This is a genomic window from Zhenhengia yiwuensis (assembly GCF_014384995.1).
GTDB lineage: Bacteria > Bacillota > Clostridia > Lachnospirales > Cellulosilyticaceae > Zhenhengia > Zhenhengia yiwuensis.
Map to the genome: position 1 here is coordinate 24371 of NZ_JACRSY010000024.1, position 21685 is coordinate 46055.

At 34.8% G+C, this 21685-nt stretch carries 20 protein-coding genes, 2 pseudogenes and 1 riboswitch; of the genes and pseudogenes, 5 read left to right on the plus strand and 17 right to left on the minus strand.

Annotated features, from left to right (window positions below):
* Positions 1-31: 31 nt before the first annotated feature.
* From H8718_RS13975 to H8718_RS13985, 3 genes are all read right to left on the minus strand, one after another.
* Positions 32-685, minus strand: coding sequence for a response regulator transcription factor (locus H8718_RS13975; RefSeq protein ID WP_249333353.1), 654 nt, complete (start codon positions 683-685; stop codon positions 32-34).
* A 27-nt stretch (positions 686-712) separates the two neighbouring features.
* Complete coding sequence (locus H8718_RS13980; protein ID WP_249333354.1) at positions 713-2086, minus strand: urease accessory protein UreH domain-containing protein; 1374 nt, start codon at positions 2084-2086, stop codon at positions 713-715.
* Between the two features lie 85 nt (positions 2087-2171).
* Positions 2172-3494 (minus strand): sensor histidine kinase, encoded by a 1323-nt coding sequence (locus H8718_RS13985; RefSeq protein WP_249333355.1) that lies wholly within the window; start codon positions 3492-3494, stop codon positions 2172-2174.
* Positions 3495-3730: 236 nt separating this feature from the next.
* Here H8718_RS13985 and H8718_RS13990 point away from each other — a divergent pair, with 236 nt between their 5' ends.
* Both H8718_RS13990 and H8718_RS13995 read left to right on the plus strand, forming a co-directional pair.
* Positions 3731-4471, plus strand: coding sequence for a Bax inhibitor-1/YccA family protein (locus tag H8718_RS13990; protein ID WP_177671043.1), 741 nt, complete (start codon positions 3731-3733; stop codon positions 4469-4471).
* A 163-nt stretch (positions 4472-4634) separates the two neighbouring features.
* Entirely contained in the window at positions 4635-5531 is an 897-nt protein-coding gene (locus H8718_RS13995; RefSeq protein WP_249333356.1) for a copper oxidase, read from the plus strand.
* Positions 5532-5750: 219 nt separating this feature from the next.
* Here the strand turns inward: H8718_RS13995 and H8718_RS14000 are convergent, their stop codons facing one another.
* The 4 genes and pseudogenes from H8718_RS14000 to H8718_RS20980 form a co-directional block, all read right to left on the minus strand.
* Positions 5751-6551 carry a DUF3298 and DUF4163 domain-containing protein gene (locus tag H8718_RS14000; RefSeq protein ID WP_249333357.1) on the minus strand — a complete coding sequence of 267 codons (801 nt, stop codon included), beginning with the start codon at positions 6549-6551 and terminating at the stop codon, positions 5751-5753.
* A 98-nt stretch (positions 6552-6649) separates the two neighbouring features.
* On the minus strand, positions 6650-7228 hold the full coding sequence (locus H8718_RS14005; protein WP_177671046.1) for an ECF transporter S component: 579 nt from the start codon (positions 7226-7228) through the stop codon (positions 6650-6652).
* A 97-nt stretch (positions 7229-7325) separates the two neighbouring features.
* Positions 7326-7370, minus strand: a riboswitch (PreQ1 riboswitch).
* A gap of 130 nt (positions 7371-7500) precedes the next feature.
* Positions 7501-7650: a hypothetical protein gene (locus tag H8718_RS14010; RefSeq protein WP_177671047.1), complete on the minus strand. Its 150-nt coding sequence runs from the start codon at positions 7648-7650 to the stop codon at positions 7501-7503.
* 118 nt (positions 7651-7768) lie between these two features.
* Positions 7769-7909, minus strand: a pseudogene (locus H8718_RS20980) (DUF2089-like zinc ribbon domain-containing protein); the annotation flags it as partial.
* Positions 7910-8451: 542 nt separating this feature from the next.
* Between H8718_RS20980 and nhaA the strand changes: the two are divergent.
* Positions 8452-9570, plus strand: a pseudogene (gene nhaA / locus H8718_RS14020) (Na+/H+ antiporter NhaA); the annotation flags it as partial.
* 12 nt (positions 9571-9582) lie between these two features.
* On the opposite strand, the gene H8718_RS14025 reads toward nhaA, so the two are convergent.
* The 6 genes from H8718_RS14025 to H8718_RS14050 form a co-directional block, all read right to left on the minus strand.
* Positions 9583-9906, minus strand: a complete 324-nt coding sequence (locus tag H8718_RS14025; RefSeq protein ID WP_249333359.1) for a hypothetical protein — start codon at positions 9904-9906, stop codon at positions 9583-9585.
* A gap of 85 nt (positions 9907-9991) precedes the next feature.
* Positions 9992-11290: an alpha-L-fucosidase gene (locus tag H8718_RS14030; RefSeq protein WP_249333360.1), complete on the minus strand. Its 1299-nt coding sequence runs from the start codon at positions 11288-11290 to the stop codon at positions 9992-9994.
* Between the two features lie 29 nt (positions 11291-11319).
* The gene (locus tag H8718_RS14035) at positions 11320-12222 is read right to left on the minus strand and encodes a carbohydrate ABC transporter permease (protein ID WP_177671051.1); all 903 of its coding nucleotides are present in this window, start codon (positions 12220-12222) and stop codon (positions 11320-11322) included.
* A 15-nt stretch (positions 12223-12237) separates the two neighbouring features.
* Entirely contained in the window at positions 12238-13218 is a 981-nt protein-coding gene (locus H8718_RS14040; protein ID WP_177671052.1) for an ABC transporter permease, read from the minus strand.
* A gap of 152 nt (positions 13219-13370) precedes the next feature.
* Complete coding sequence (locus tag H8718_RS14045; RefSeq protein ID WP_249333361.1) at positions 13371-15044, minus strand: extracellular solute-binding protein; 1674 nt, start codon at positions 15042-15044, stop codon at positions 13371-13373.
* 280 nt (positions 15045-15324) lie between these two features.
* Positions 15325-16182 (minus strand): aldo/keto reductase, encoded by an 858-nt coding sequence (locus H8718_RS14050; protein ID WP_249333362.1) that lies wholly within the window; start codon positions 16180-16182, stop codon positions 15325-15327.
* Positions 16183-16587: 405 nt separating this feature from the next.
* Here H8718_RS14050 and H8718_RS14055 point away from each other — a divergent pair, with 405 nt between their 5' ends.
* Both H8718_RS14055 and H8718_RS14060 read left to right on the plus strand, forming a co-directional pair.
* Positions 16588-17436 (plus strand): CAP domain-containing protein, encoded by an 849-nt coding sequence (locus tag H8718_RS14055; RefSeq protein ID WP_249333363.1) that lies wholly within the window; start codon positions 16588-16590, stop codon positions 17434-17436.
* 260 nt (positions 17437-17696) lie between these two features.
* Complete coding sequence (locus tag H8718_RS14060) at positions 17697-18176, plus strand: dihydrofolate reductase (protein WP_249333364.1); 480 nt, start codon at positions 17697-17699, stop codon at positions 18174-18176.
* A gap of 31 nt (positions 18177-18207) precedes the next feature.
* Here the strand turns inward: H8718_RS14060 and H8718_RS14065 are convergent, their stop codons facing one another.
* From H8718_RS14065 to fliB, 4 genes are all read right to left on the minus strand, one after another.
* Positions 18208-19281 carry a M42 family metallopeptidase gene (locus H8718_RS14065; RefSeq protein ID WP_249333365.1) on the minus strand — a complete coding sequence of 358 codons (1074 nt, stop codon included), beginning with the start codon at positions 19279-19281 and terminating at the stop codon, positions 18208-18210.
* 32 nt (positions 19282-19313) lie between these two features.
* The gene (locus H8718_RS14070) at positions 19314-19943 is read right to left on the minus strand and encodes an NAD(P)H-dependent oxidoreductase (protein ID WP_249333366.1); all 630 of its coding nucleotides are present in this window, start codon (positions 19941-19943) and stop codon (positions 19314-19316) included.
* The gene (locus H8718_RS14075) at positions 19940-20428 is read right to left on the minus strand and encodes an NAD(P)H-dependent oxidoreductase (protein WP_177671060.1); all 489 of its coding nucleotides are present in this window, start codon (positions 20426-20428) and stop codon (positions 19940-19942) included. The genes H8718_RS14070 and H8718_RS14075 overlap by 4 nt, the downstream gene beginning before the upstream one ends.
* Positions 20429-20501: 73 nt before the next feature.
* Complete coding sequence (gene fliB, locus H8718_RS14080) at positions 20502-21665, minus strand: flagellin lysine-N-methylase (protein ID WP_249333367.1); 1164 nt, start codon at positions 21663-21665, stop codon at positions 20502-20504.
* Between the last annotated feature and the right edge of the window lie 20 nt (positions 21666-21685).

Here is a 21685-nt window from a genome sequence, read left to right on the forward strand (position 1 = left end):
TTTTCTATTTATAAATTTTACTTTCTATGTCTTAGCACTCTAATCTATAGCCATATCCATATATGGTCTCCATCTTTAGACGAGGCATTTTTTTACGTAATCTGCGTACCAAATCATCTACTACACGGTCATTACCAAAGTAACCTTGCTCCCATACATGATTAAGAATTTCATCCCTTGTAAAAGGTCGTCCTAAATTTTTATAAAGTAGACAAAGAAGTTTATATTCCCTATTAGAAAGTTCCAAAGGCTCTCCCTCATCATAAACTTTATGAGTATTAAATTCTATTTGATAGTCAGCAATGGTGGCCACTTCATCCTCTCCATAACAACGTTCTAATATGCGCTTTACTCTTAGCATCAATTCTTTAGTCGAAAAAGGTTTAGTCACATAATCTTCACCGCCTTTTTCAAGGCCTAGTATGCGGTCAAAAGTTTGATCTCTAGCCGAAATGAAAATGACAGGAACCTGTGGACTTTTCGCCTTAACATCTTCCATAAAGTCAAAGCCATTTTGCCCTGGTAGCATAATATCTAGTATCCATAAATGAATTTCATAATCTAAGTAGTCCCTTGCCTCTTCTGCCGATGGAAAGGCATAAACTTTATAGCCTTCTTTTTCTAAGTAGCCTTTTACAATATCTCTTAGGTTGGTCTCATCTTCAACAATGCCTATTGTAATCATGGTCAGCCTCCTATCTTTTATGTTCTTTTAGTGGCAGGTAAAGCCACCTCCAAATCCAAGATTTGAGAAAGTATTACCCTCTGATGAGCGTGGCACTTCATAATCTTCTACCGGCCCATCTACAACGGTAATGGTATTACGAATCATCCCCATCCAACATGAATACATAAAAGTGCCTGCTTCATCTGGATTAAATTCTATTAAATTCTTCCCTTCTTGAAGGGCACCAAAAATCTCATATTCTGGTATATTAATAGCATAGTTACAACTTGTAAGCGCACCTGGAGCTACATTCATAATCATTCTTACAGGTATTCCTTTTTGAACAACAATATCTTGGTAGCGTCTACCTACCACATCCACCTCAATTACTTGGTAACCATTCTCCATACGGATACCACTATTACCCTTAGATACATTTTGACTGCTCCCTCCTAGACCTGTGCTTATGCCTAGTGTACTAAACCCATTCATCATCATACTGATACCTAATAATAAAATCAAGTAACCACCCATTTTGTAAACAAATACTTTTGATTTAATGGATAATTTATTAATAAAAAGTCCTAATCCTAACATAAGTGGTACAGTCCCTAAACTAAAAGCAAACATAGATAAGGCTCCTGCCATAAAGCTTCCTGTACTTAAAGCATAAATCTGCATGAGTTGAAGTGGTCCACATGGCATAAGTCCATTTAAAAGTCCCAGTACAAACGGACCTTTATCTGTACCTAATTTCCCTCTTAAAGCAGCCAGCTTAAAGTTGATTTTCTGCATAAACGGCATGCTTTCTAAAGAAAGAAGTCCGGCATTATTAAGCCCCATCATAATCATAAAGACACCTAAAATAATTGGGACAATGGCAAATACCCTATTGCCCAATGTAATTCCTGAACCAATAAACCCAACAAGCCCACCTAATACAGTATAAGATATCACTCTCCCTGCATTATACATGAGGTTTCGTTTAAAATTACTTTTATCTGCTACCACTTGTGAAAGTGCAATTCCTCCACACATGGATATGCAGTGGAAAGAAGTTGTAATACCTATAATAAAGAGCATAATGATACTTACCTTGCTACCTTGTGTTAAAAGTAATGAGAAGTCCGGCATGATTTCATTTAATAATAAGAAGAAAACAGCTGCTACCCCAAGATATAACAATACTTTTTGCTTTTCACGGTTTTCTTCCGCTTCTTCTAATTCATAGCCCATATCTGCAAGCAACTCTTTAATAACAGTAAGTGAAATAACTTCCTCATCATAGCTTAAATAAAGCATTTTAGTTTTAAGATTCACTTCTGCACGCCAAATCCCCTTACGTCTTGATAGCTTCTTTTCAATTTTCTGTTTACAATTTTGACAGGTCATGCCCTGCACCCTATAAATCTTGTCCATAAATCCTCCTTAAATTACCTAGTAGATTTATAGTAACAAGATAATATGGGATAATTACACATGAAATACGGCATAATTATGGGATTTACAAAATAATAAAAGTAACACCTTTTTCCTCATTGCGGACTGTAATTTCATAGTTATAGAGCTCAACTGTTTTCTTTACAATAGCTAGTCCTAAACCTGTTACTCCATCCGCACCCTTTTCAAAAGGCTGGAAGATCTTTGTCTGTAGTTCTATAGAAATAGGTTCTCCGTCATTATAAATAGATAAGCTATCCTGCTCAACTCTGATGCATATCTTATGCTTAGCATAGCGTTTAGCATTATCTATAAGATTTTCAAGGACAATACGCCATTTTTCAGGGTCTCCCTTAAATTCAGACTGGTCTGTATCAACTTCTATTGTCTGCCTTCCCTCATAATCTTTCATGTAACTTACAACTTCTTGTACCAAAAGCCCCATCTCAAACCACTGAGGTGCTTCATGTATCCCCCTAAAATACTCTAAACGATTTAGATAAAGAAGGCCCTGTACCTTTTTCTCTAAACGTTCTGCATGATTGTAAATAATGTGAGCTGTCTCCTCTACTGTGCCATAAGGATAAACACCATCTATAATGCCCTCCGCATAGTTTTTAATAACAGCAAGAGGCGTCTTTAAGTCATGGGAAATATTATGTAACATTTGCTGTTTAGCCTCTTCTTCCTCACATAACCTTTTTCTCATTCTATCTAAAGAACACATGACTTCCTGAAACTCTTCCGTATAGTTATTAGTGGGTATAGCATTTCTTAAATTATCTCCCTCTATCGTATCTAATACCCCTTGTATATCTTTTAAGTTATTAATAAGTCTACTTGTCCACTTTAAAAATACAATTAAAATTAAAATAAAAATAAATACAGCAATGCTTAATGTGTTCAGAAGTAGCTCATGAGCAAGTACTTCACTCGTATTATCCACCTTATAGGAAACGAGCATCTCTCCTGGCCTAATCTTATTAATAAGATAATAAATATGTTCATTTGGAGTCTTATACATGTGGAAACTTACCACTTGTTCCGCTTTTGTCCCTTCTCCTTTTATTCCTTTAAAAAACTCAGGATACATCATAAGATGATGTAAAATTTCCGGGTCAAGCTGTTCTTCCTCATAAAGGGATTCGTTATCTAAAACGGTATAATGATACACATCTGTAATAGGCCCTTCCCTATAAGCTTCTTCTTCCTGAATAAAAGCCTGCTGTTCCTCTAATAAAATATGATACATTTTATGATTAACCAGGTATTTAATACTCATAGGTAGTACAATCCCAAACATGCCAAGGGTCAGGATGATAACCACAATTATTGTAATAATAAGCTGATTATTAATTTTAACCATAAACTTTGAAAGATAGTTCATATAAACTCCTTATTACTTGATAAACTAAAAAAATATACTTATAGATTTCTCCATAAGTACATTTTTACTTATTATCACATTATTTTAATATATGCACAAGCCTTTTCATCTCGTCTGCCTAAAGCTTATTAGTAACTTCTTTTAGCTGATGAAAATGCTAATTATATGCTTAAGTTATACTTGTTCCCATCCCTTAAAACATAGTATACTGAAAGTATTATGAAAGGAGTGATTGTATGCGTTCTAATCCAATGATTAGAAAAGGTTTTTCACAGGCTAATGCCTATGATGGACCTGTTATGAGTATCAAAGGAACTCGTAATAAGACCTTTTTATTAGTTGGTATTACGACACTTATTAGTATTTTCTCATTTGTATTATGTATCATGAACCTTTATAGTACAGGTTCTTTTAGCACAGCCTATGGTTTATCTACCTTTGGCTCTATTGGTGCTTTAGTACTTGCCTTAGTAACGAGTTTTAAACCTCAGCTCTCTAAAACTACAAGCATTATCTATGCAGTATTTGAAGGACTCTTAATCGGTAGTATCTCACTAGTATTTGAGCTTTACTTCCCAGGCATTATTATCCGTACTATGCTCCTTACACTACTTGCTGTTGTACTAACACTTGCTCTTTATAAACAAGATCCTAGTGTAGGTGGTCGCATCCGTAAGGGTGTTATGATTGCAACCCTATCTGTTGTAGGTGTATCTCTTATTGGCTTAGTGTTTAGCCTTTTCGGTATCCCCTTTATTTTCTGGGGTAATAATTTAGTAGGTATTGGCTTTAGCCTTCTCGTGGTAGGTATTGCGATTGCTAACCTTATTGTAGATTATGATAATATTGCACTTGGCAGTGAGTATGGTCTCCCTAAGTATATGGAATGGTACTTTGCTTTTGGCCTTCTTGTAACAATTATTTGGTTATATATTGAAATTTTACAGCTAATCTCTAAGATTGCATCAAGAGATTAATGAAAAAGGTGTATCCTCTCTTAAAACATAGGATACACCTTTTCTATTGATCTACTTTTCTAAAAATGATACATCCCATCAGCTGGATAACCCGCTTTATATCCCTGCATATACTTCTCTCCTTTTTAATATATTTATACAGATAGAATTTAGGAGGCTTTCTATGGTTATTACGCCAGGTATTAAAGATTTACCTTATACCTATGATGAGGGTATTAAATATTTTACTTTAATTGCAGAAGAAATTGTATGGGAATTAGTTGATGGGATTTTTGTAAAAGCATGGGGCTATAATGGTTCTACGCCAGGACCTACTATACGTGTTTTCCCAGGAGACAGAGTATGTATCAGGGTTATTAATCATTTACCTGAAAGAACAAGTGTGCACTGGCATGGCTTAGAGGTCCCTAATATTATGGATGGTGTTCCTCCTATTGAGCCCTCTCCTTATATTGAGCCTGGAGAATATTTCGATTATACCTTTACCATTAATAATCCACCTGGTACTTATATGTATCATTCCCATGTCAATGTATCTATACAAGATAATGCTGGTCTTCTTGGCGGCCTTATTGTAGAAGATCCACGTATGCAAAATCGTAAGAAATATAAAGATTATCTCTGTCTTCTTCAAGAATGGGCTATCGGTGCATTGCCTTGGGGAGACTTAACGAAAGGTACTTATGATTTAACCTTTGTAAAACCTGAATTTAACTTTTTCACCATTAATGGCAAATGCTACCCTGATACGAAGCCTCTCCCTGTAGAATATGGTGATACAGTTAGAGTACGCTTTGGCAATATTCAAATGCATCATCATCCTATGCACCTTCATGGTCATCAATTTCAAGTGGTAGGTGCTGATGGTTTCCCCATTGCAAGAGACACTCAGATTTATAAAAATACTATACTTGTAGCTTCTGGTGAGACATGGGATATTCGTTTTCTAGCCAATAATGAAGGCATTTGGCCTTTCCACTGCCATATGCCACATCATGTTACTAATAACGGGACACCTCCTGTGGGCGGCATGTTTACCACAGTCAATTATCAATCCTAAACGGTGTAAAAATAAAATAGCAATTAAAGTATTCAATGTAATAACTGTATTTGCAAAGAGACACTCCTATATGAAGTGTCCCTTTTATCTCCTAGAATTTAAGTTTATTTTATCTTTTCTATAATTTGTATATAAAATTATCCACAATTCTTATATTTTTTTCTTAAGTTAGTCACCGTTACATTCATTCTTCCCCACTTTTAGTGTATAACTTATCCTTTAAGGAAGATAGCATGGTTTAATAAAGGTAAGTTCATTATAAGGAATGGTAAATTCCAATATGCCTACTGCATGTGGTGTAATAATATACTCATTACTAATAATAACAAGTCCTTGGTCAGAAAAATACCAAGTGTCTTCTGTCAGAATATCTTTTATATGTGCTTCATAATCCTCAGATAAATAATCTTTATACGCTGCTTTTTGAACGGCTTTTAATATATAGGCGTGAATGACTTCCCTTGCTTTACACTCATCTTTAGTAATATCCTTTAATGTTAGACGCATGCCTGTACAAGGATTGAAATTCTGCGCAAATCTTGTTGCATTAGGGTGTGCGCCACCCGTATATTCATTATTATTTTGAATAAAACTGATGACCTTATTATCTACTCTTCCTGTAGTATAAATCCTGCTTAAACTATATCCTGCCCAGTATTTCTTACTCTCTTTAGTCCGTGCACTATAATCCTTTTTGGCCATTTTGACATATTGTTTCTCCATCTTTTCGAAGGCCTTCTCTTTTCCTTCATAGAAATCATTTATATCACATGTAGCTTTCTTATTATTTTCTATAGTGACTACTGGGCTATTCCCCTCTACCACAAGCATAACCACACCATCTTTATTCTTAATGGTGTTATCTAAGTCTTTATACTGTATATCAATCTTAAACTGAGACTGCTTTGCACATTCCGATGGACAGCTTATCTTTTGGCTATGACTTAAAGGCCTAGCATAAGTCGTTATTGAATGAAAACTTATCACAAGCATTAAACTCAGTACTAAATATCTTTTCATATTAACACTCCTTATGAATAACTAACTTTTAAGCTTATTATGACAAAATAAAAGAGCTATTACTCCTTAATCTAAGAAGTCATAGCTCTTTTCTCTATTTAACTCATATGGCGAATTCGTGCTTTAAAAGACTTAGGACATACTCTAAGTACTGCAGCTACTAAAAATACACCAGTTAACTTATCTATGTAATCTGTTAACACCTGCGTACTAAATACACTTATCACATCGGGCACACCTAATACCTTTAAAATCTGAACGATATAAGATGATCCTGAGGATGTAATACCTCCAAATACATAAGCGGCAATACATGCGCTAATAAATGAGGTTGGTATAGTGATGATTAAAGCACCCAATGGTGTCTTTTTGCCTTGTAGCATGCCTTTCTCATACATAAGCCCCGCAATAAATCCTGTTGCTATTTGTGATGGTATAAAATAAAGTGCATAAGGATCTGTTGTAAATCCTCCTACCAAATTACTTCCTATACCTGCTAATAGGGCATACTTAGGGCCTAGTAAGCTAGCAACCATCAGTGTACCTATGGCATCTAAATAAATAGGCAGTTTAAACTGCAAGGCTATAAATCCTCCTACCATATTCATGGTAATACCTAGTGCTACCAACGTAAGTGCTCTCGTACTTACCTCTTGTTTTGTTTTGTCTTGCTTCATATCTTTTCCTCCTTAAAGATGTAATATAAGGAGAACCATACGATTTTTTTCCAATAAAAAATCGTATCTAAGGATACGACTATAGTGTCACGCTATAAATACCTTAGTTTTTTATACTGGGAGGTTCTCGAACCAGTTTTTATTTTCTTTGTTAATGGTATCATTTTATGATGTATTTAGCAATAAAATTCTATAATAGTAACACTAAAATAATTATGCTACCTTTCCATATATATACCCTATATATATGGAAAGGTAGCATATTCTCTGCACTATTTATTTGTTTCTTTATTTTCTTCTGCTTTTTGAGCTTCTTCTTTTCTTGATTTTAAGATAAATGCACCTAACTTTTGAAAAGCTTCATCATAAGAGATAGGCTGTACTTCTTTTGTTTCATCTATGATTTGTTTGTTATTTTCCATAGTGCTTAAACTCCTTCTATAAAAGTTCTACCTTTATACTATACCTTTTATAGAAAAACTTGTACAGTCACTTCTTGATTAAACGATAAGGGTTACTCCTTTACCTTCTGAATCTTCTCCCCCTACACCTAATAAAAGTCTCAATAAAATACAGCTGTTCTGCCGATAAATATTCAAACCTAGACAACTTGAAGTCATTCTCAATGACTGTCTGACAACGATTGCATCTTAAATACTGTACAGACTTCTCTCTTTTTATTCTTTATTTCTTTATCTTTTATTAGCTCTTATATTTCTATTGGGAGCCGCTCTTATATTTGAAAATAGCATGATTATTTTTTCCTTAAAACCAATAGAACCCTTTGGCTTTCTATCGCTTTTTATGAATTATGATTCATTTAATTTAATTTTATTTTTATTTTCCCTACCCTAAGCTAGGTAAAATTATTGACCAAGGTACAATTCCATTATGCATAAATTTAAATATTTTATTTTTTTAAACTTTTTATATACCCTTTATATTCTTATCTCTTTATCCTATTTAACTTTTTTGTTCTTATGTATTTTCAAATCTTTTTTGATTTCTAAACGTTATTTATCTATTTCTTTTAGATTTTTTATGATTTCATTGCAATTATTTTTTATTTTAATTTCTATTGACTTTAACTTTTTACAGGAGTAGTATTGTGGACTGACAGTAAATGTACACAACAAGGAGTATCATCATGGCACATACACTAACTCATAAATCACACTTTATATCTATAAAAAAATTAAGTCACTCAGAGGTGTTTCCCAGGCTTACTTCTTATGGGGGCAACACTTATCTCTTTATTTATTGCAAATAGCCCTTTAGGTAAAGCTTATCATTATCTTTTAAGTGAAGTTGACCTATTAGGTAATTTCAATTTACATATGCTCGTTAACGATTTTCTAATGGCAATCTTCTTCTTATCTGTAGGGCTCGAAATTAAACATGAAATGCTTTATGGAAATTTATGTAGCATAAAAAAAGCTTCATTCCCTGTCATTGCAGCTTTAGGCGGTGTTATGATTCCTGCACTTATTTTCACCCTTTTTAACCTTGGTACACCTTTTATCCAAGGTGTAGGCGTACCTATTTCTACAGATATTGCCTTTGCTGTTGGGGTATTTATGCTCTTTAGAAAAAAATTCAATCCGTCCCTTAAAATCTTCTTATTATCTCTAGCTGTAGTAGACGACCTTATTTCTATTTTAGTCATCGGCCTTCTCTATTCTTCTGATATTAACTTTATAAGCTTAAGTATTGCACTCTTATTAGTAGGCGTACTTATGGCTATGAATAAAATTTTTAAGGTCAATAAAGTGGCACCTTATATGCTCGTAGGACTCATTATGTGGTTTTTCATCTACTTAAGTGGGGTACATGCTACCATTAGTGGTGTATTACTTGCCCTTACTATTCCAACTATCACCTTTAAGGATGAGAAGGAATCTATGGCACATCATTTAGAACACAGCCTAAGCCCACTTTGCAACTTTTTAATTCTACCGTTGTTTGCCTTAGTAAATACAGCTATTATCTTTTCTAGCAATATAGACCTTAGCTCCTCTAGCACTTTAGTCCTAGGTACTGTAGTAGGTCTTACTGTAGGTAAACCTTTAGGCATTATGCTCTTTACAACACTAGCTACTCGCCTTGGCTTAACCGAGAAACCTAAAAACGCTTCATGGCTTTCTGTTTTCTCAGTTTCTTTACTTGCTGGTATTGGTTTTACTATGTCTATTTTTGTATCAGAGATTGCCTTTAATAATGCACCAAATCTTGTTAATATTACTAAGATCTCTATTCTCGGAGCATCTATTATTTCTATCCTTTTAGCTTATACAGTTGCTACATTAACCTATAAATCTAATGAACAAAAGCGCTCACAATAGGAGCGCTTTTATTTATCTTTCTTGATATTCTATTTTCAAAGCTGTTATATGCTCTAATGCAATAGAGTTTAAAATGCTTTCTTCTATATCAGTTGCTTCCACTTTTTCTTTAGGACAATCTTTAATAGCCCTTATAACCTCTTCATTTAACCTTACAACTACAGCTCCCCTATGAATATAGCAAGGATCTGGATCGCTAAAAAAGTCAATGCTCTTTTGAATAATGACCTCCTCCTTAATAGGAATATCTCCTAAATCATAACTCCTATTACACGCTCCATCATTATACCAAATGACTGTAGTCTCTTTTATGTGCCTTTGCTTTTTCAAAAACATTTTGTTCTCCTTTATCTACTCTACCAACTTCCCCTATACTAAAATACTCACAATTTAAAATTAAATTGCGAGTATTTCTTATTATTTATTTTAATTCTACCTCAATAACTGTATCTATGTCATCTAGCATTTGAGGATTTGGCCCAAAAGAAACAAAAACTACGTCTGGATAATTACTTGTAACCCAGCTATCTGCTATCTTAAGCTCTGTTCCCGTTGCAAGTAAACGTATCTTTTTAATGTCTTCTTTCTTAAGTCCATGTAATGCTACGAAACCAATAGGATTTTCCATAACATGATAGTAAATTTTATTACCATTACGCGTAATACGCCCATATTCTGGTTTATCCATACCTGAATTGTCACAGCCATAGATGCTTAAATGGTTCCCTTTCATCCATTTCCCTACACGTCTTAATACATCTACAGATTCTTGTGGTACATTTCCTTTAGCATCAGGACCTATATTAAGAATCATATTCCCCCCTTTACTTACACACTCTACTAATTTCTTCACAATCATATCTGGAGATTTAAAGAATTTATCACGTTCATTATATCCCCAGTTATTATTCATTGTAATACAAGCTTCCCACATAACCGGTCTACCCGCCTCATCTCGAATACCTTCTAATGGAATAATTTGCTCTGGGCTTACAAAGTCTCCTGAATAAACTTGTGGGTTATTCGTCGCTAAAGAGCCATATCCTTCCCCACTTACTTCAAGACGATTGTCCATGATGACATTTGGCTGCAATTCACGAATCATATTCACAAGTTCTGTGGCACGCCATGCCTCTCCTCTTAAATGGTCATAAGAGAAGTCAAACCAAAGTAAATCGATTTGACCGTAGTTAGTGCATAATTCTCTTACTTGCTTATGCATATAGTCAAGATAGTTATCAAAGTTATGTACGACATCTTTATAGGCTTCATTATTACGCATTGGATGCTGTCTATCCCCATAATGAGGGAAATCTGGGTGATGCCAGTCAATGATAGAATAATATAGTCCTACCTTAAGTCCTTCAGCTCTTACCGCATCTACATACTCACGGATTAAATCTCTCCCTGCTTTGGTATTGGTAGCCTTATACTCTGTATATTGGCTATCAAATAAACAGAAACCGTCATGATGTTTGGCAGTCAGGACGACATATTTCATCCCTGCTTCTTTAGCCATTCTTGCCCACTCTTTTGGATTGTAGTCTACAGGATTAAATTCATCAAAGTACTCTTGATAATCTTCTATACTCATCTGCTCTGTTGAGCGTACCCATTCTCCCCTTGCAGGAATAGAATAGAGCCCCCAGTGAATAAACATCCCAAACCTTGCTTCTTTAAACCATTCAATTCTCTTATTATATGCTTCTCTATCAAACATACTCTTTCTCCTTTATTCTTCTTTTATTTTTAGCCTTTTAAAGCCCCAATCATAACACCTTTAACAAAGTATTTTTGTACAAATGGATAGATACAAAGTACTGGTACACTAGCAACTACAATAACAGAATACTTAAGCAAATCTACAAGCCCTTGCTTTTGAAGCATAGCCTCCACATCTTGCATCATAGTTGGGTCTATATTATTCATAATTAATATATTTCTTAAAATAAGTTGTAATGGGAATAAATCTTGATTATTTAGGTAAATCATAGCACTAAAATAAGTATTCCAATGCGCTACACCATAATAGAGGACAAGTACCGCAAGAATTGGCTTAGATAATGGCATAACAACCTTACAGAAGAAGCCTATAGGTGAGCAGCCATCAATTTCAGCTGCCTCATAGAGTGTATCTGGAATAGTATTTTGAAGATACGTTCTAGCAATAATCATATTCCACACAGACATAGCTGCTGGAATAATCATAGCCCATCTCGTATTTAACAAACCAAGTTTTTGAATGAGCATATAGGTAGGAACAAGTCCACCACTAAAATACATAGTAAAAACAAAGATACCTGTTATCACATTTCTGCCTACTAACTCTTTACGTGAAAGTGGATAAGCACAAAGCATGGTCATAATAAGATTAATAAAGGTCCCACATATCATGTAAATAAAAGAGTTCTTAAACCCTACTAAAATTTGATTATTCTTAAATACAGCTTCATATCCCATTAATGTAGGTTCTACTGGAAATAGCCATACTTCTCCCCCAATAACAGCCTGAGGACTACTAAAAGATGCACTCACTACATAGATGATAGGATAGAGTACAATGACTAATACAAATGCTAAAATAATATAATTCCCTATGATAAAAGCCTTATCTGCTTTTGATTCTTTAATTAATTTATTTGATGTCTTCATGGTTTATCCCCCCTTCTACCAAATGCTAGTATCTGAAAACTTCTTAGCTAACCAGTTTACACTTATTAACAGTATGAACCCTACAACGGAATTAAATAATCCTACTGCTGTTGAGAAACTATAGTCTGCATTAACTAGCCCTATTTTATAAACAAAAGTTGCGATAACCTCTGACTTAGACATATTCATGCTATTTTGCATTAAATAAACTTTTTCGAAGCCTATACTCATAATAGAACCTACATTGAAAATTAATAAGATAATAATCTGTGGTCTAATGGCAGGTAAATCAATATGCCAAATACGTTTTAATCTAGATGCCCCATCTACAATTGCTGCTTCTTGTAACTCTTTACTTACACCTGCTAAGGCAGCAAGATAAATGATTGCTGAGTAACCAGCTGTTTGCCAGATTCCTGACCATACATATAAAGATGGGAATAAATCTGGGTCCCCTAAAAAGTTAATAGGGTCTTGTCCAAATAATTGTAAGATATTATTGATGATACCTGTACGCATATCTGTTACTTGCATAATGAGACCAACCATAACAACTGTTGATATGAAATAAGGTGCATAAGTAACCATCTGCACAACCTTTTTAAATTTTTGATTTCCTACCTCATTGAGCGCAATAGCTAATAAGATAGGAATAGGAAAGCCTGCAATAAGACTATAAACCCCTAGTGCTAATGTGTTCCATATAACATCTAAACTAGAAGGTGAGCTTAAGAACTGTATAAAATGTTTAAATCCTACCCAGTCACTTCCCCAAATTCCTTTAGATACACTATAATCCTTAAAAGCCATTACAATTCCACCCATCGGAATATAGCTAAAGACAATAACGTAAATAAGTGGTAGCAGTAACATCAGGTAAAATTGCCACTGTGTCAATGCCTTTCTGCATGTCTTTCTTAGTCTTGCCTTTCTATCTAATGGTTCACCTAGGAAAACTTCTTCCTGTTCTATTATCCCTGCATTGGTTTTAGCCATCTATGATCCCCTTCCTCTATATCTATTCTTCGTACTTTTTATAAATCCTCTCACACTTCCCCCATCTTATCCTCTTTTTCATAAAGTCTTACTTATAATAAATGAAGAGTAGAGACTCTAGCTTTTATAGCTCTACTCTCTACTCTCATCCTTTACTTATACTGTCTTGTATAGGCGTTATTGTATACTTCTATATATTTTGAGAGTTGAAGTTTTTCTAAGCCTTTAATATAATCATCCCACTCTGCATCAATGTCTTTAGTACCACTAATGAAAGCAACGCGCATTTCTTCTGCATATTTTTCTAACTCAACAGATATAGTTTGGATTTCTGTTGATTCTTCAGCAGTTAACTTAATAGCAGGTAAAATATCATAATTTCCTTCTGGCTGAGGATAGGGTTCATAGTTATTCTTTGTTTCTTGAAGAAGTAATTCTTCAATACCTTCTGGTGAGCCTACATCTCTACCTTCTTCTGTTGCAGCACCCATTCTCATATCTGCAGTTCTGTAAGATACACCGACATCTTGCCAGTCTTTGTTTTGTGGTTCTGAAGAATATGCTGTTAAGATTTCATAAGTAGCAGGTCTACCATCAAGTCCAACTTGACCTTCTTCTGCATACTTCCAGTCTTCCCCTTCAAATCCAAACTGTGAAGTCAGTGTCCCTTCTAATGTAAACATATAGTCAATCCATCTTAATGCTGCTTCTGGATACTTACAATCTTTTGTAATGGCAAAAGATGTTGCACCAATTCCTGCATGTTTGTAATATGTCGCCTGTCTTAAACCACTTGCTCCTTCAATAGGTGCAATGGTTTTATAATGGCGATAAGTTTCATTATTAGATACAGAGTCTATTACATCCGAGATAGTACCTGCTGGTACAAATAATACAGGTTCACCTTCTTGTGCCATAAGGTTCCTTAACTGACCTGAGTTTTGGGTAAAGGTCCCTTCGTAAATAGCTCCCATTTCATATAATTCATTAAGGAATTTTAACCCTTCCTTATACTCATCTTTATTCACAATAACATCTACATTACCTTCTGGATTTAAAACCAGTTTAGGGTCTGTGTCATAGCCTGGGTCTAAAATAAAGGCATTCATTAAAAATGGGGTTGGGTCTTGGAACCATCCATCATTAGAGCCTGCAATCGCTACACCCTTAGGATTAATTTCTAAGAATTTTCTACATACTTCTTTAAATTCTTCTGTGGTTGTAGGAACATCCATTCCCATTTTTTCAAGCCACATTGTATTTACCCACATCTTTTGAGCATATGTACAGTGGTAGCATTGGTTAACAGTAGCAATATTATAGATATGCCCATCTGTTGCTGTTGTTCTACCTTTGATAGCTGGAACCTCTTCCATAGCTTTCTTATAGTTTGGCATATTCTCTTCAATTAAATCTTCAATTGGTAAGAGTAGCCCTTCTTTTACCCCAAATTTGGCTTCATCTGGTGTATCGAAAATAAATACATCTGGAGGTGTACCACCAGCCATGAGCAAGTTAATCTTCTCCGTTACAGCATCAGATGTAGCAGACTCAAATTTCCAAGTAATATTCGTTTTCTCCTCCATATACTTCGTAAATTCATTGGTACTATAATCAATAATATTAGGTACGATTCTTTGGAACATGGTCATTGTAATCGGCTCATTTGTGATAGGATAAGTTCCTACTTCTGTATAAAGTGCATTCTTTTCCTCTTCAGTTAATTGTGCATTTGCTTCTTTTGAGCCGCCTCCATTAGAACAGGCTGTTAATGTAAGTGAACCCATTAAGCCTAATGCCAACCATTTCATCCATCTTTTTTTCATATTCAATCCTCCCTATAATTTTGATATAGTATATCCTATCATAATATTTTAATTTTTTCATTATTTTTTATATAAAATTATTAAATTTATAATATTTAATTTTATTTTATGTGCAATTTTACCATTAAATCATTAAAAAATAGTCTCTTTACACCTCATATATACTCTAATTACCTCTACACAAAGATAAAACCTGATTAAATAGGTTGGTTTTAACCCCTCTACTTAATCAGGTTTTATTTACTCTTTCTCTATATAGGATTATTAATTGAACTGCTTATTAGAAATTGATAGCATCTGGATTAATACCTGCTCCACCACAGAATGGGATAGCATCAATAATTGCCATATCCTCATCTTTAATTTCAAAATCAAATACCTCTGTATTTTCTATAATTCTGCTTTCTGTTATAGACTTTGGAAGCGGTAAGAGCCCATGTTGAAGGACCCATCTAATACAGATTTGAGCGACTGTTTTGCTATATTTTTGAGCCATCATTATAAGGGTTTCATTGTTTAACACATTTCCTGTCCCTAACGGGCTCCATGCTTCTACTAAGATGTTATGTGCTTTGCAGAAAGCTACAGATTCTGCTTGCATAAACCCTGGATGGTATTCAATTTGGTTCACCATTGGTACAACTTTAACTCCTTCAAGAAGAGCTTCTAAATGGTGCGGTAAGAAGTTACTTACACCAATCGCTTTAACCTTACCTTCTATATAAAGCTCTTCTAATGCTCTCCACGTCTGAGCATTAATCTCTTTCCAGTTTTCAAACTGATTAGCAGCCGCTGGCCAGTGAATAAGATATAAATCTACATAGTCTAAGTCTAACTTTTCCATAGTCGTCTCAAAAGCTGCTAGTGTTTTTTCATAGCCTCTTTCTGTATTCCATACTTTACTTGTTACAAAAATTTCTTCTCTTGGCACACCTGATTCTTTAATGGCCTGTCCCACACTTGCTTCATTACCATAGCAAGCCGCTGTATCAATATGCCTATAGCCTGCTTTTAAAGCTGCCTTTACTGAGTTTATAGCTGTTTCACCATTCGGTGTCTGCCATGTTCCAAATCCTATGCAAGGGATTTGCACATCATTAGCTAGTGTATACGTATCTTGTAAATTCTTAAATGTCATACGATCACTCCTTTCCTATACCTTATTATACCCTAAAATTTAGATAACAAAAATCTTAGAGTGTTTGTAAACTACCTTGGGTTTGTTTTGTTTCTTACATGTACTCTATAGTCCTATGTAAGCATTTTTCTTTATTTCTTTAGGAAATTTTTAACTTATTTTAAAACTTATATATTCCCTATATTATGTTAATCACGCTTTGTCCCCCAACGTTTACAGCGTAATAACTTTGTAACATTTTATATCTATTTTATTTTTATAGGCTCTAAAATCGCACTAGCATCACTTGCAAAATATTATAAACTATGTATAATAAATGTTACAAAGTTGTTACACGCATCATTTACACACGAAATAAATACGTAATAACTTTGAATCCGAATTGAATTAAGAGGAGACAAAATTATGAAAGCAAAACAACTATTTACAAAAGCAATCTCAAAATCTACAGCATTCCTTATGATTGGAGCAACTGTTATAGGATCAGGAGCTGGCGCAACTGTTTATGCCAAAGATATTAATGAAACATGTAATGTAAAAGTAAATACATATAAATTCTCTTGTAACAACATTGTTAATCTAGATTGTGATTTTGATAATTTATGGAATCCAGGGAACTGCATACCAGGTAATGGAACATCTAAACCTGAGAATAAACCATCTACTCCAGATAACGAAACTTCAAAGCCTGAGAATAAACCATCTACTCCAGACAATGAAACTTCAAAGCCTGAGAATAAACCATCTACTCCAGATAACGAAACTTCAAAACCTGAGAACAAACCATCTACTCCAGATAACGAAACTTCAAAACCTGAGAATAAACCATCTACTCCAGATAACGAAACTTCAAAACCTGATACAAATGTATCTACACAAACTCAATTTGAGAACAGAGTTTTAGAACTTGTCAATGTTGAGCGTCAAAAAGCAGGTCTTAATGCACTTCAAATGGATGAAAGTGTAAGAAATGTAGCAAGACTTAAATCTGAAGATATGCGTGTTAATAAATACTTTGACCACACAAGCCCATCTTACGGTTCACCATTTGATATGCTCAAAAAATTTGGCATAAGCTATAAAAGTGCTGGTGAAAACATCGCTCAAGGTTACAGCACACCAGAAGCTGTTGTAAACGGCTGGATGAATAGTAGCGGCCATAGAGCAAATATCTTAAATGCAAGCTTCACACATATGGGCGTTGGCTATGATGCTAACGGACACTACTGGACACAAATGTTCATCGGAAAATAATCTTACATACACGAAAAAGCCAGCGGTAAGTTCATACTTATCGCTGGCTTTTTCGTAATCTCTTTCTTATTCTCCTACTACTGCTTCTCAAAATCACACCTTATATAATTTATACTCTACTACTATTCTACACTGACTATCTAATAGTCTCTTATTTATTTTATATTCATATAAGGTATCTATATTGTAAAATAACTAGGTAAGTTACATACTAATCAAGAGGGATATACACGATATATACAAATAGAAAGGATTGATCCATGATTGCACTTATTGTAGCCCACTCTCGGAATAGAGTTATCGGCAATAAAGGCCATATGCCTTGGAACTTAAAAAATGAGCTTAAGCGTTTTAAAGCATTAACTACAGATCATGTAGTCGTTATGGGAAGACGCACCTATGAATCCATAGGCCATCCTTTGCCTAACCGTATGAATATTGTTATATCATGCACACAGAACCTTGATGACGAAAACTGTATGACGGCTCACTCATTAGAAGAAGCTATACATTTAGCCCAAGTTAAAGCTCCAGGTAAAACTATCTATATTACTGGTGGTGAAAGATTATATAAGGAATCTCTTCATCTCGTAAATACTATGTATATTACCCTTATTGATGCTTATATTGAAGGGGATACCTTCTTCCCTACTTTTAATGAAGAGGATTTTACTAAACAAATAGATGCTGTTTTCCATGAAGAGCTTACGTATACTTATATGACTTACAGACGCAAATAAGGGTAAACCCAGTGGGCTTACCCTTTATCTTTTATAATTTAGCAATTGTTTCTTCGCTTAAAGTTTTAATATATTCTACGGCTAACTCTATAGATGCTTTATAATCTTTCATAGCTGCGTAGCCATAATGTGTATGGGCATAACGTACTGGTACGCCTAATACAAGGCACGGAACTGCTGCTAATTCTAAGTGAATTGGCCCTGCATCTGTACCACCACCGCTACGTACAGCACATTGGTAAGGAATCTCTTTTTCACGTGCTACTTTTTTCACCTCTTCAATGAGTCTTGGGTTAGCAATAAAACTTCTATCAAAGTGTCTAATTTGTGCACCTTTTTTAAGGCACCCTTGAGCCTCATACCTATCCATAAAAGTATCATCTGCTGGGGAGCCTTCAAATATAATAGCTATATCTGGCTTAATATTCTTCACATTAACTTTAGCCCCCCTGCATCCTACTTCTTCTTGTACAGAGATAGCCCCTACTACATCTACATCAAGCTCTAATCCTTCAAGGGCAAGTAAAGTCTCAATAACGCATCCGCAGCCTAATCTATTATCAAAAGCTTTCCCTAACATGATTTCAGTGGTTTTATTGTAACTAAAAGTGGTATCTGGTACAACTGGTGCACCTACTTCTATCTTGAAAAGGTCTACCACTTCCTCATAACTTGTAGCCCCTACGTCAATAATCATATCTTCTAACTTCTGACCATCTCCCCCGCCAAAGTGTGGTGGTCTCGAACCAATAATGCCTTCTATGTAATGTCCTTCACTATTTTTAATAAGTACTTTATGTGCTGGCACAGTCTGCGTTACCCAGCCACCTAAAGGTAAAAATTTAAGGGTTCCATTTGGTCTAATGCTTTGCACAATAAAAGCAACTTCATCTGAGTGCCCATCTAACATAATAATAGGCTTGTTGCCTGCATGATTTTTCCTATAAATCATAAGATTGCGCATGCTGTCTTCTTGAATAGTGAACTGCTCACCGTATTTCTTTTTAATAATATTTACGACTTCATCTTCAAAACCAGGTGCACCCTTTGCATTAGATAATGCTTCAATTAAAGCAATAGATTCTTCTTTTGTATAGTTTATCATATGTATTTTCTCCTTTTTACTCTATTTTTCCTTTATAACCTACGCCCCAAATCTTTAACCTTTAACTTGTTTGCCTTGATTGACTGACGCCAACCCAGCTGCCCTGCCCATTTGTATAAAAACCTTGGAAAGTTTATGGATAGATAGATATTGTCAGCTGATGTACCAGCTAGTATGTGAGCCGCTAATTGATTGAATGCAGTGCCTAAATTTTTCTTAGGTCCCTTGCCTAGTGGCACCTTCCCTAAACTTGAAAGTGCACCACCACCACCTACACCTATCCCTTGTCCCCATATAAGTCCTACTTTCTCACACCAGTTTTGCATAATATGTAAAGCATTTCTATTTTGCTTTCCTTCATAGAAACCACAGTTCGCTATAGCATAGACGTGTATCGCTTTGTTTTCTATACCATAAGTCTCTATTTCACATAGGCAAGATAATAAATGTGAAGGTATGCCATCTACATATAAGGGAAATGCAAAAACAAGGGCATCAAACTGATTGAATTCCTCTATTATATCTGGAGACATGGTACTCACTCTTAAATCATAGTCTATAAAGCTTATTTCTTTTGGAAAGCATGTTTTTAAATCCTTCAGCAGTGTAGTACTGGCGCTATCAGACTTCTTAGGACTTCCATTAATTACTGCAATTTTCATAGACTCATCCCTCTCAGTTCATCCCTACTCTTTAGAAATACAACTTTTTGAACTAGCCCATCATAATTCACTGCATTGGCTTTCGCAAGATTTCGAGCTGTCTCTTTTTCCTGCTCACTAATAGCCTCCCCATAAAAGTAAACCTTCATTATAATACTATTATCATAGCGTCTCTTATGATGCATTTCACCTTTACGTATTACAAAATCAGGATGGATATAGGAAATCGCCCTGTCTAAAACATTTTTTACAAATGGGCTATAGCTCCCATAAGTACATTTACTTACTATAATGAGTTCATTGCATTTTCCAAGTTTCTCTCCTGTATCACTGTAATCATCCTTAATGATACATCTTCCTGGTGTCTTCACCCAACATCCAAAACATCCTATACAAGGATGGATATGTCCATTATTTTCAATGATAATATCCTCATCCTTTAGGTTTAACAACTTACTTTCTACATCGGAAATAATAAGTGCCACCGCTTACCTGTTCCCCCTTTATGGAATTAATAAAATTTTTATTATTTCTATTATACTATAATTTATTTTATACTTATAGCTTTCCATTCCCAATAACGAGTGCAAGGTAACCCCATTCCCATATCACTTCTTCAAAACTATTTTCTAGGTACTCTCTAATATCACTTTGTTCATAACCTGTGACTCTAGAAATAACAGATATATAATCTCTTACCATTATATAGTCGATCTCACCCTCACCATTCATCAGCCATTTTAGGAAGAGAGCTTGCTTAAGTACGGCATACTCTAAGGTAATCCATTGGAATCCCACTACTACATCTTCTAACTCCATTTCAGGCATAAGACAGTTACCAAAGATTTCGCTGATTAAGTAATTTTTTAAGAGATCTTCATAAGGCTGTAAGGCTCTTTCAAAGTTTTTAGCTTTCTCTAAGATAACCTGTTCTGTATAGACTGCCTCTAACCCTTCAGCTGTAACTGAAATAGGTTCTAGATAATCTACATAAAGCTTTTGCTTACGATAGTTATGCACAACATCTAGGAAGAGTTCATTACCTTCCCAGAAGGAATCCAAACGGTTAAACCTCATTTTTCTGATAGCTTGCACCAATGGTTGAATGTGCCCACCATCTGTATATTGATGAACTTGTTTAGCTGTGATTTCATCTTGCTCAAAGAGTTCTAACAGAGCATAGAAAATAATCATCATACGCTCTGTTAGTGTATAATTTTCATCTTGAATCAGCGTAAGGATCATCTCACGTACATTATATAAAAGGTCTGGATTTTTAGCTCCTTCTTTAACAAAATGGATAGTATTCAGATTTTGATTAAGTAAATCTACGACTGCTGGGCAACCTGTATCAAGAGAATATTCTACTCGGTTCTCAAAAGTATTGATTTGGCGTGGGAAGGTGGTACACGTTTCAGATAAGTAATCTTCACCTAACTCTGTTACTAGCCTACATAATTTATCTTGATTAAGAAATGGGCATTTCTTCTCTTTATTTAAAGTAATCACATGTCCTGATTCGTCTGATTTAACATGGCTACATAAGTGTATCCCTAATTTATTTTCACCATCTTGGTTATTAGCTTTTAAATTTACACCTTGCCATTTTTGAAGCGTGTGATCATCTACCCCTATTCGCCACTCCTGGCAGCAAGTTAGGGGACAATCCCCCGCAATGCATTTGAATGTATCATAATAATTCACTTTAATGTTATCGCTCATAGTTCCTCCACAAGTAAGTT

What these genes read in the sequence shown, in the direction of transcription:
- H8718_RS14030 (WP_249333360.1), bottom strand. Translation starts at nt 11,290, where the DNA reads ATGTTTGATAGAGAAGCATATAATAAGAGAATTGAATGGTTTAAAGAA.
- fliB (WP_249333367.1), bottom strand. Translation starts at nt 21,665, where the DNA reads ATGAGCGATAACATTAAAGTGAATTATTATGATACATTCAAATGCATT.
- H8718_RS14055 (WP_249333363.1), top strand. Translation starts at nt 16,588, where the DNA reads ATGAAAGCAAAACAACTATTTACAAAAGCAATCTCAAAATCTACAGCA.
- H8718_RS13985 (WP_249333355.1), bottom strand. Translation starts at nt 3,494, where the DNA reads ATGAACTATCTTTCAAAGTTTATGGTTAAAATTAATAATCAGCTTATT.
- H8718_RS14045 (WP_249333361.1), bottom strand. Translation starts at nt 15,044, where the DNA reads ATGAAAAAAAGATGGATGAAATGGTTGGCATTAGGCTTAATGGGTTCA.
- H8718_RS13980 (WP_249333354.1), bottom strand. Translation starts at nt 2,086, where the DNA reads ATGGACAAGATTTATAGGGTGCAGGGCATGACCTGTCAAAATTGTAAA.
- H8718_RS14060 (WP_249333364.1), top strand. Translation starts at nt 17,697, where the DNA reads ATGATTGCACTTATTGTAGCCCACTCTCGGAATAGAGTTATCGGCAAT.
- H8718_RS13975 (WP_249333353.1), bottom strand. Translation starts at nt 685, where the DNA reads ATGATTACAATAGGCATTGTTGAAGATGAGACCAACCTAAGAGATATT.
- H8718_RS14070 (WP_249333366.1), bottom strand. Translation starts at nt 19,943, where the DNA reads ATGAAAATTGCAGTAATTAATGGAAGTCCTAAGAAGTCTGATAGCGCC.
- H8718_RS13990 (WP_177671043.1), top strand. Translation starts at nt 3,731, where the DNA reads ATGCGTTCTAATCCAATGATTAGAAAAGGTTTTTCACAGGCTAATGCC.
- H8718_RS14005 (WP_177671046.1), bottom strand. Translation starts at nt 7,228, where the DNA reads ATGAAGCAAGACAAAACAAAACAAGAGGTAAGTACGAGAGCACTTACG.
- H8718_RS14010 (WP_177671047.1), bottom strand. Translation starts at nt 7,650, where the DNA reads ATGGAAAATAACAAACAAATCATAGATGAAACAAAAGAAGTACAGCCT.
- H8718_RS14065 (WP_249333365.1), bottom strand. Translation starts at nt 19,281, where the DNA reads ATGATAAACTATACAAAAGAAGAATCTATTGCTTTAATTGAAGCATTA.
- H8718_RS14050 (WP_249333362.1), bottom strand. Translation starts at nt 16,182, where the DNA reads ATGACATTTAAGAATTTACAAGATACGTATACACTAGCTAATGATGTG.
- H8718_RS14040 (WP_177671052.1), bottom strand. Translation starts at nt 13,218, where the DNA reads ATGGCTAAAACCAATGCAGGGATAATAGAACAGGAAGAAGTTTTCCTA.
- H8718_RS13995 (WP_249333356.1), top strand. Translation starts at nt 4,635, where the DNA reads ATGGTTATTACGCCAGGTATTAAAGATTTACCTTATACCTATGATGAG.
- H8718_RS14025 (WP_249333359.1), bottom strand. Translation starts at nt 9,906, where the DNA reads ATGTTTTTGAAAAAGCAAAGGCACATAAAAGAGACTACAGTCATTTGG.
- H8718_RS14035 (WP_177671051.1), bottom strand. Translation starts at nt 12,222, where the DNA reads ATGAAGACATCAAATAAATTAATTAAAGAATCAAAAGCAGATAAGGCT.
- H8718_RS14000 (WP_249333357.1), bottom strand. Translation starts at nt 6,551, where the DNA reads ATGAAAAGATATTTAGTACTGAGTTTAATGCTTGTGATAAGTTTTCAT.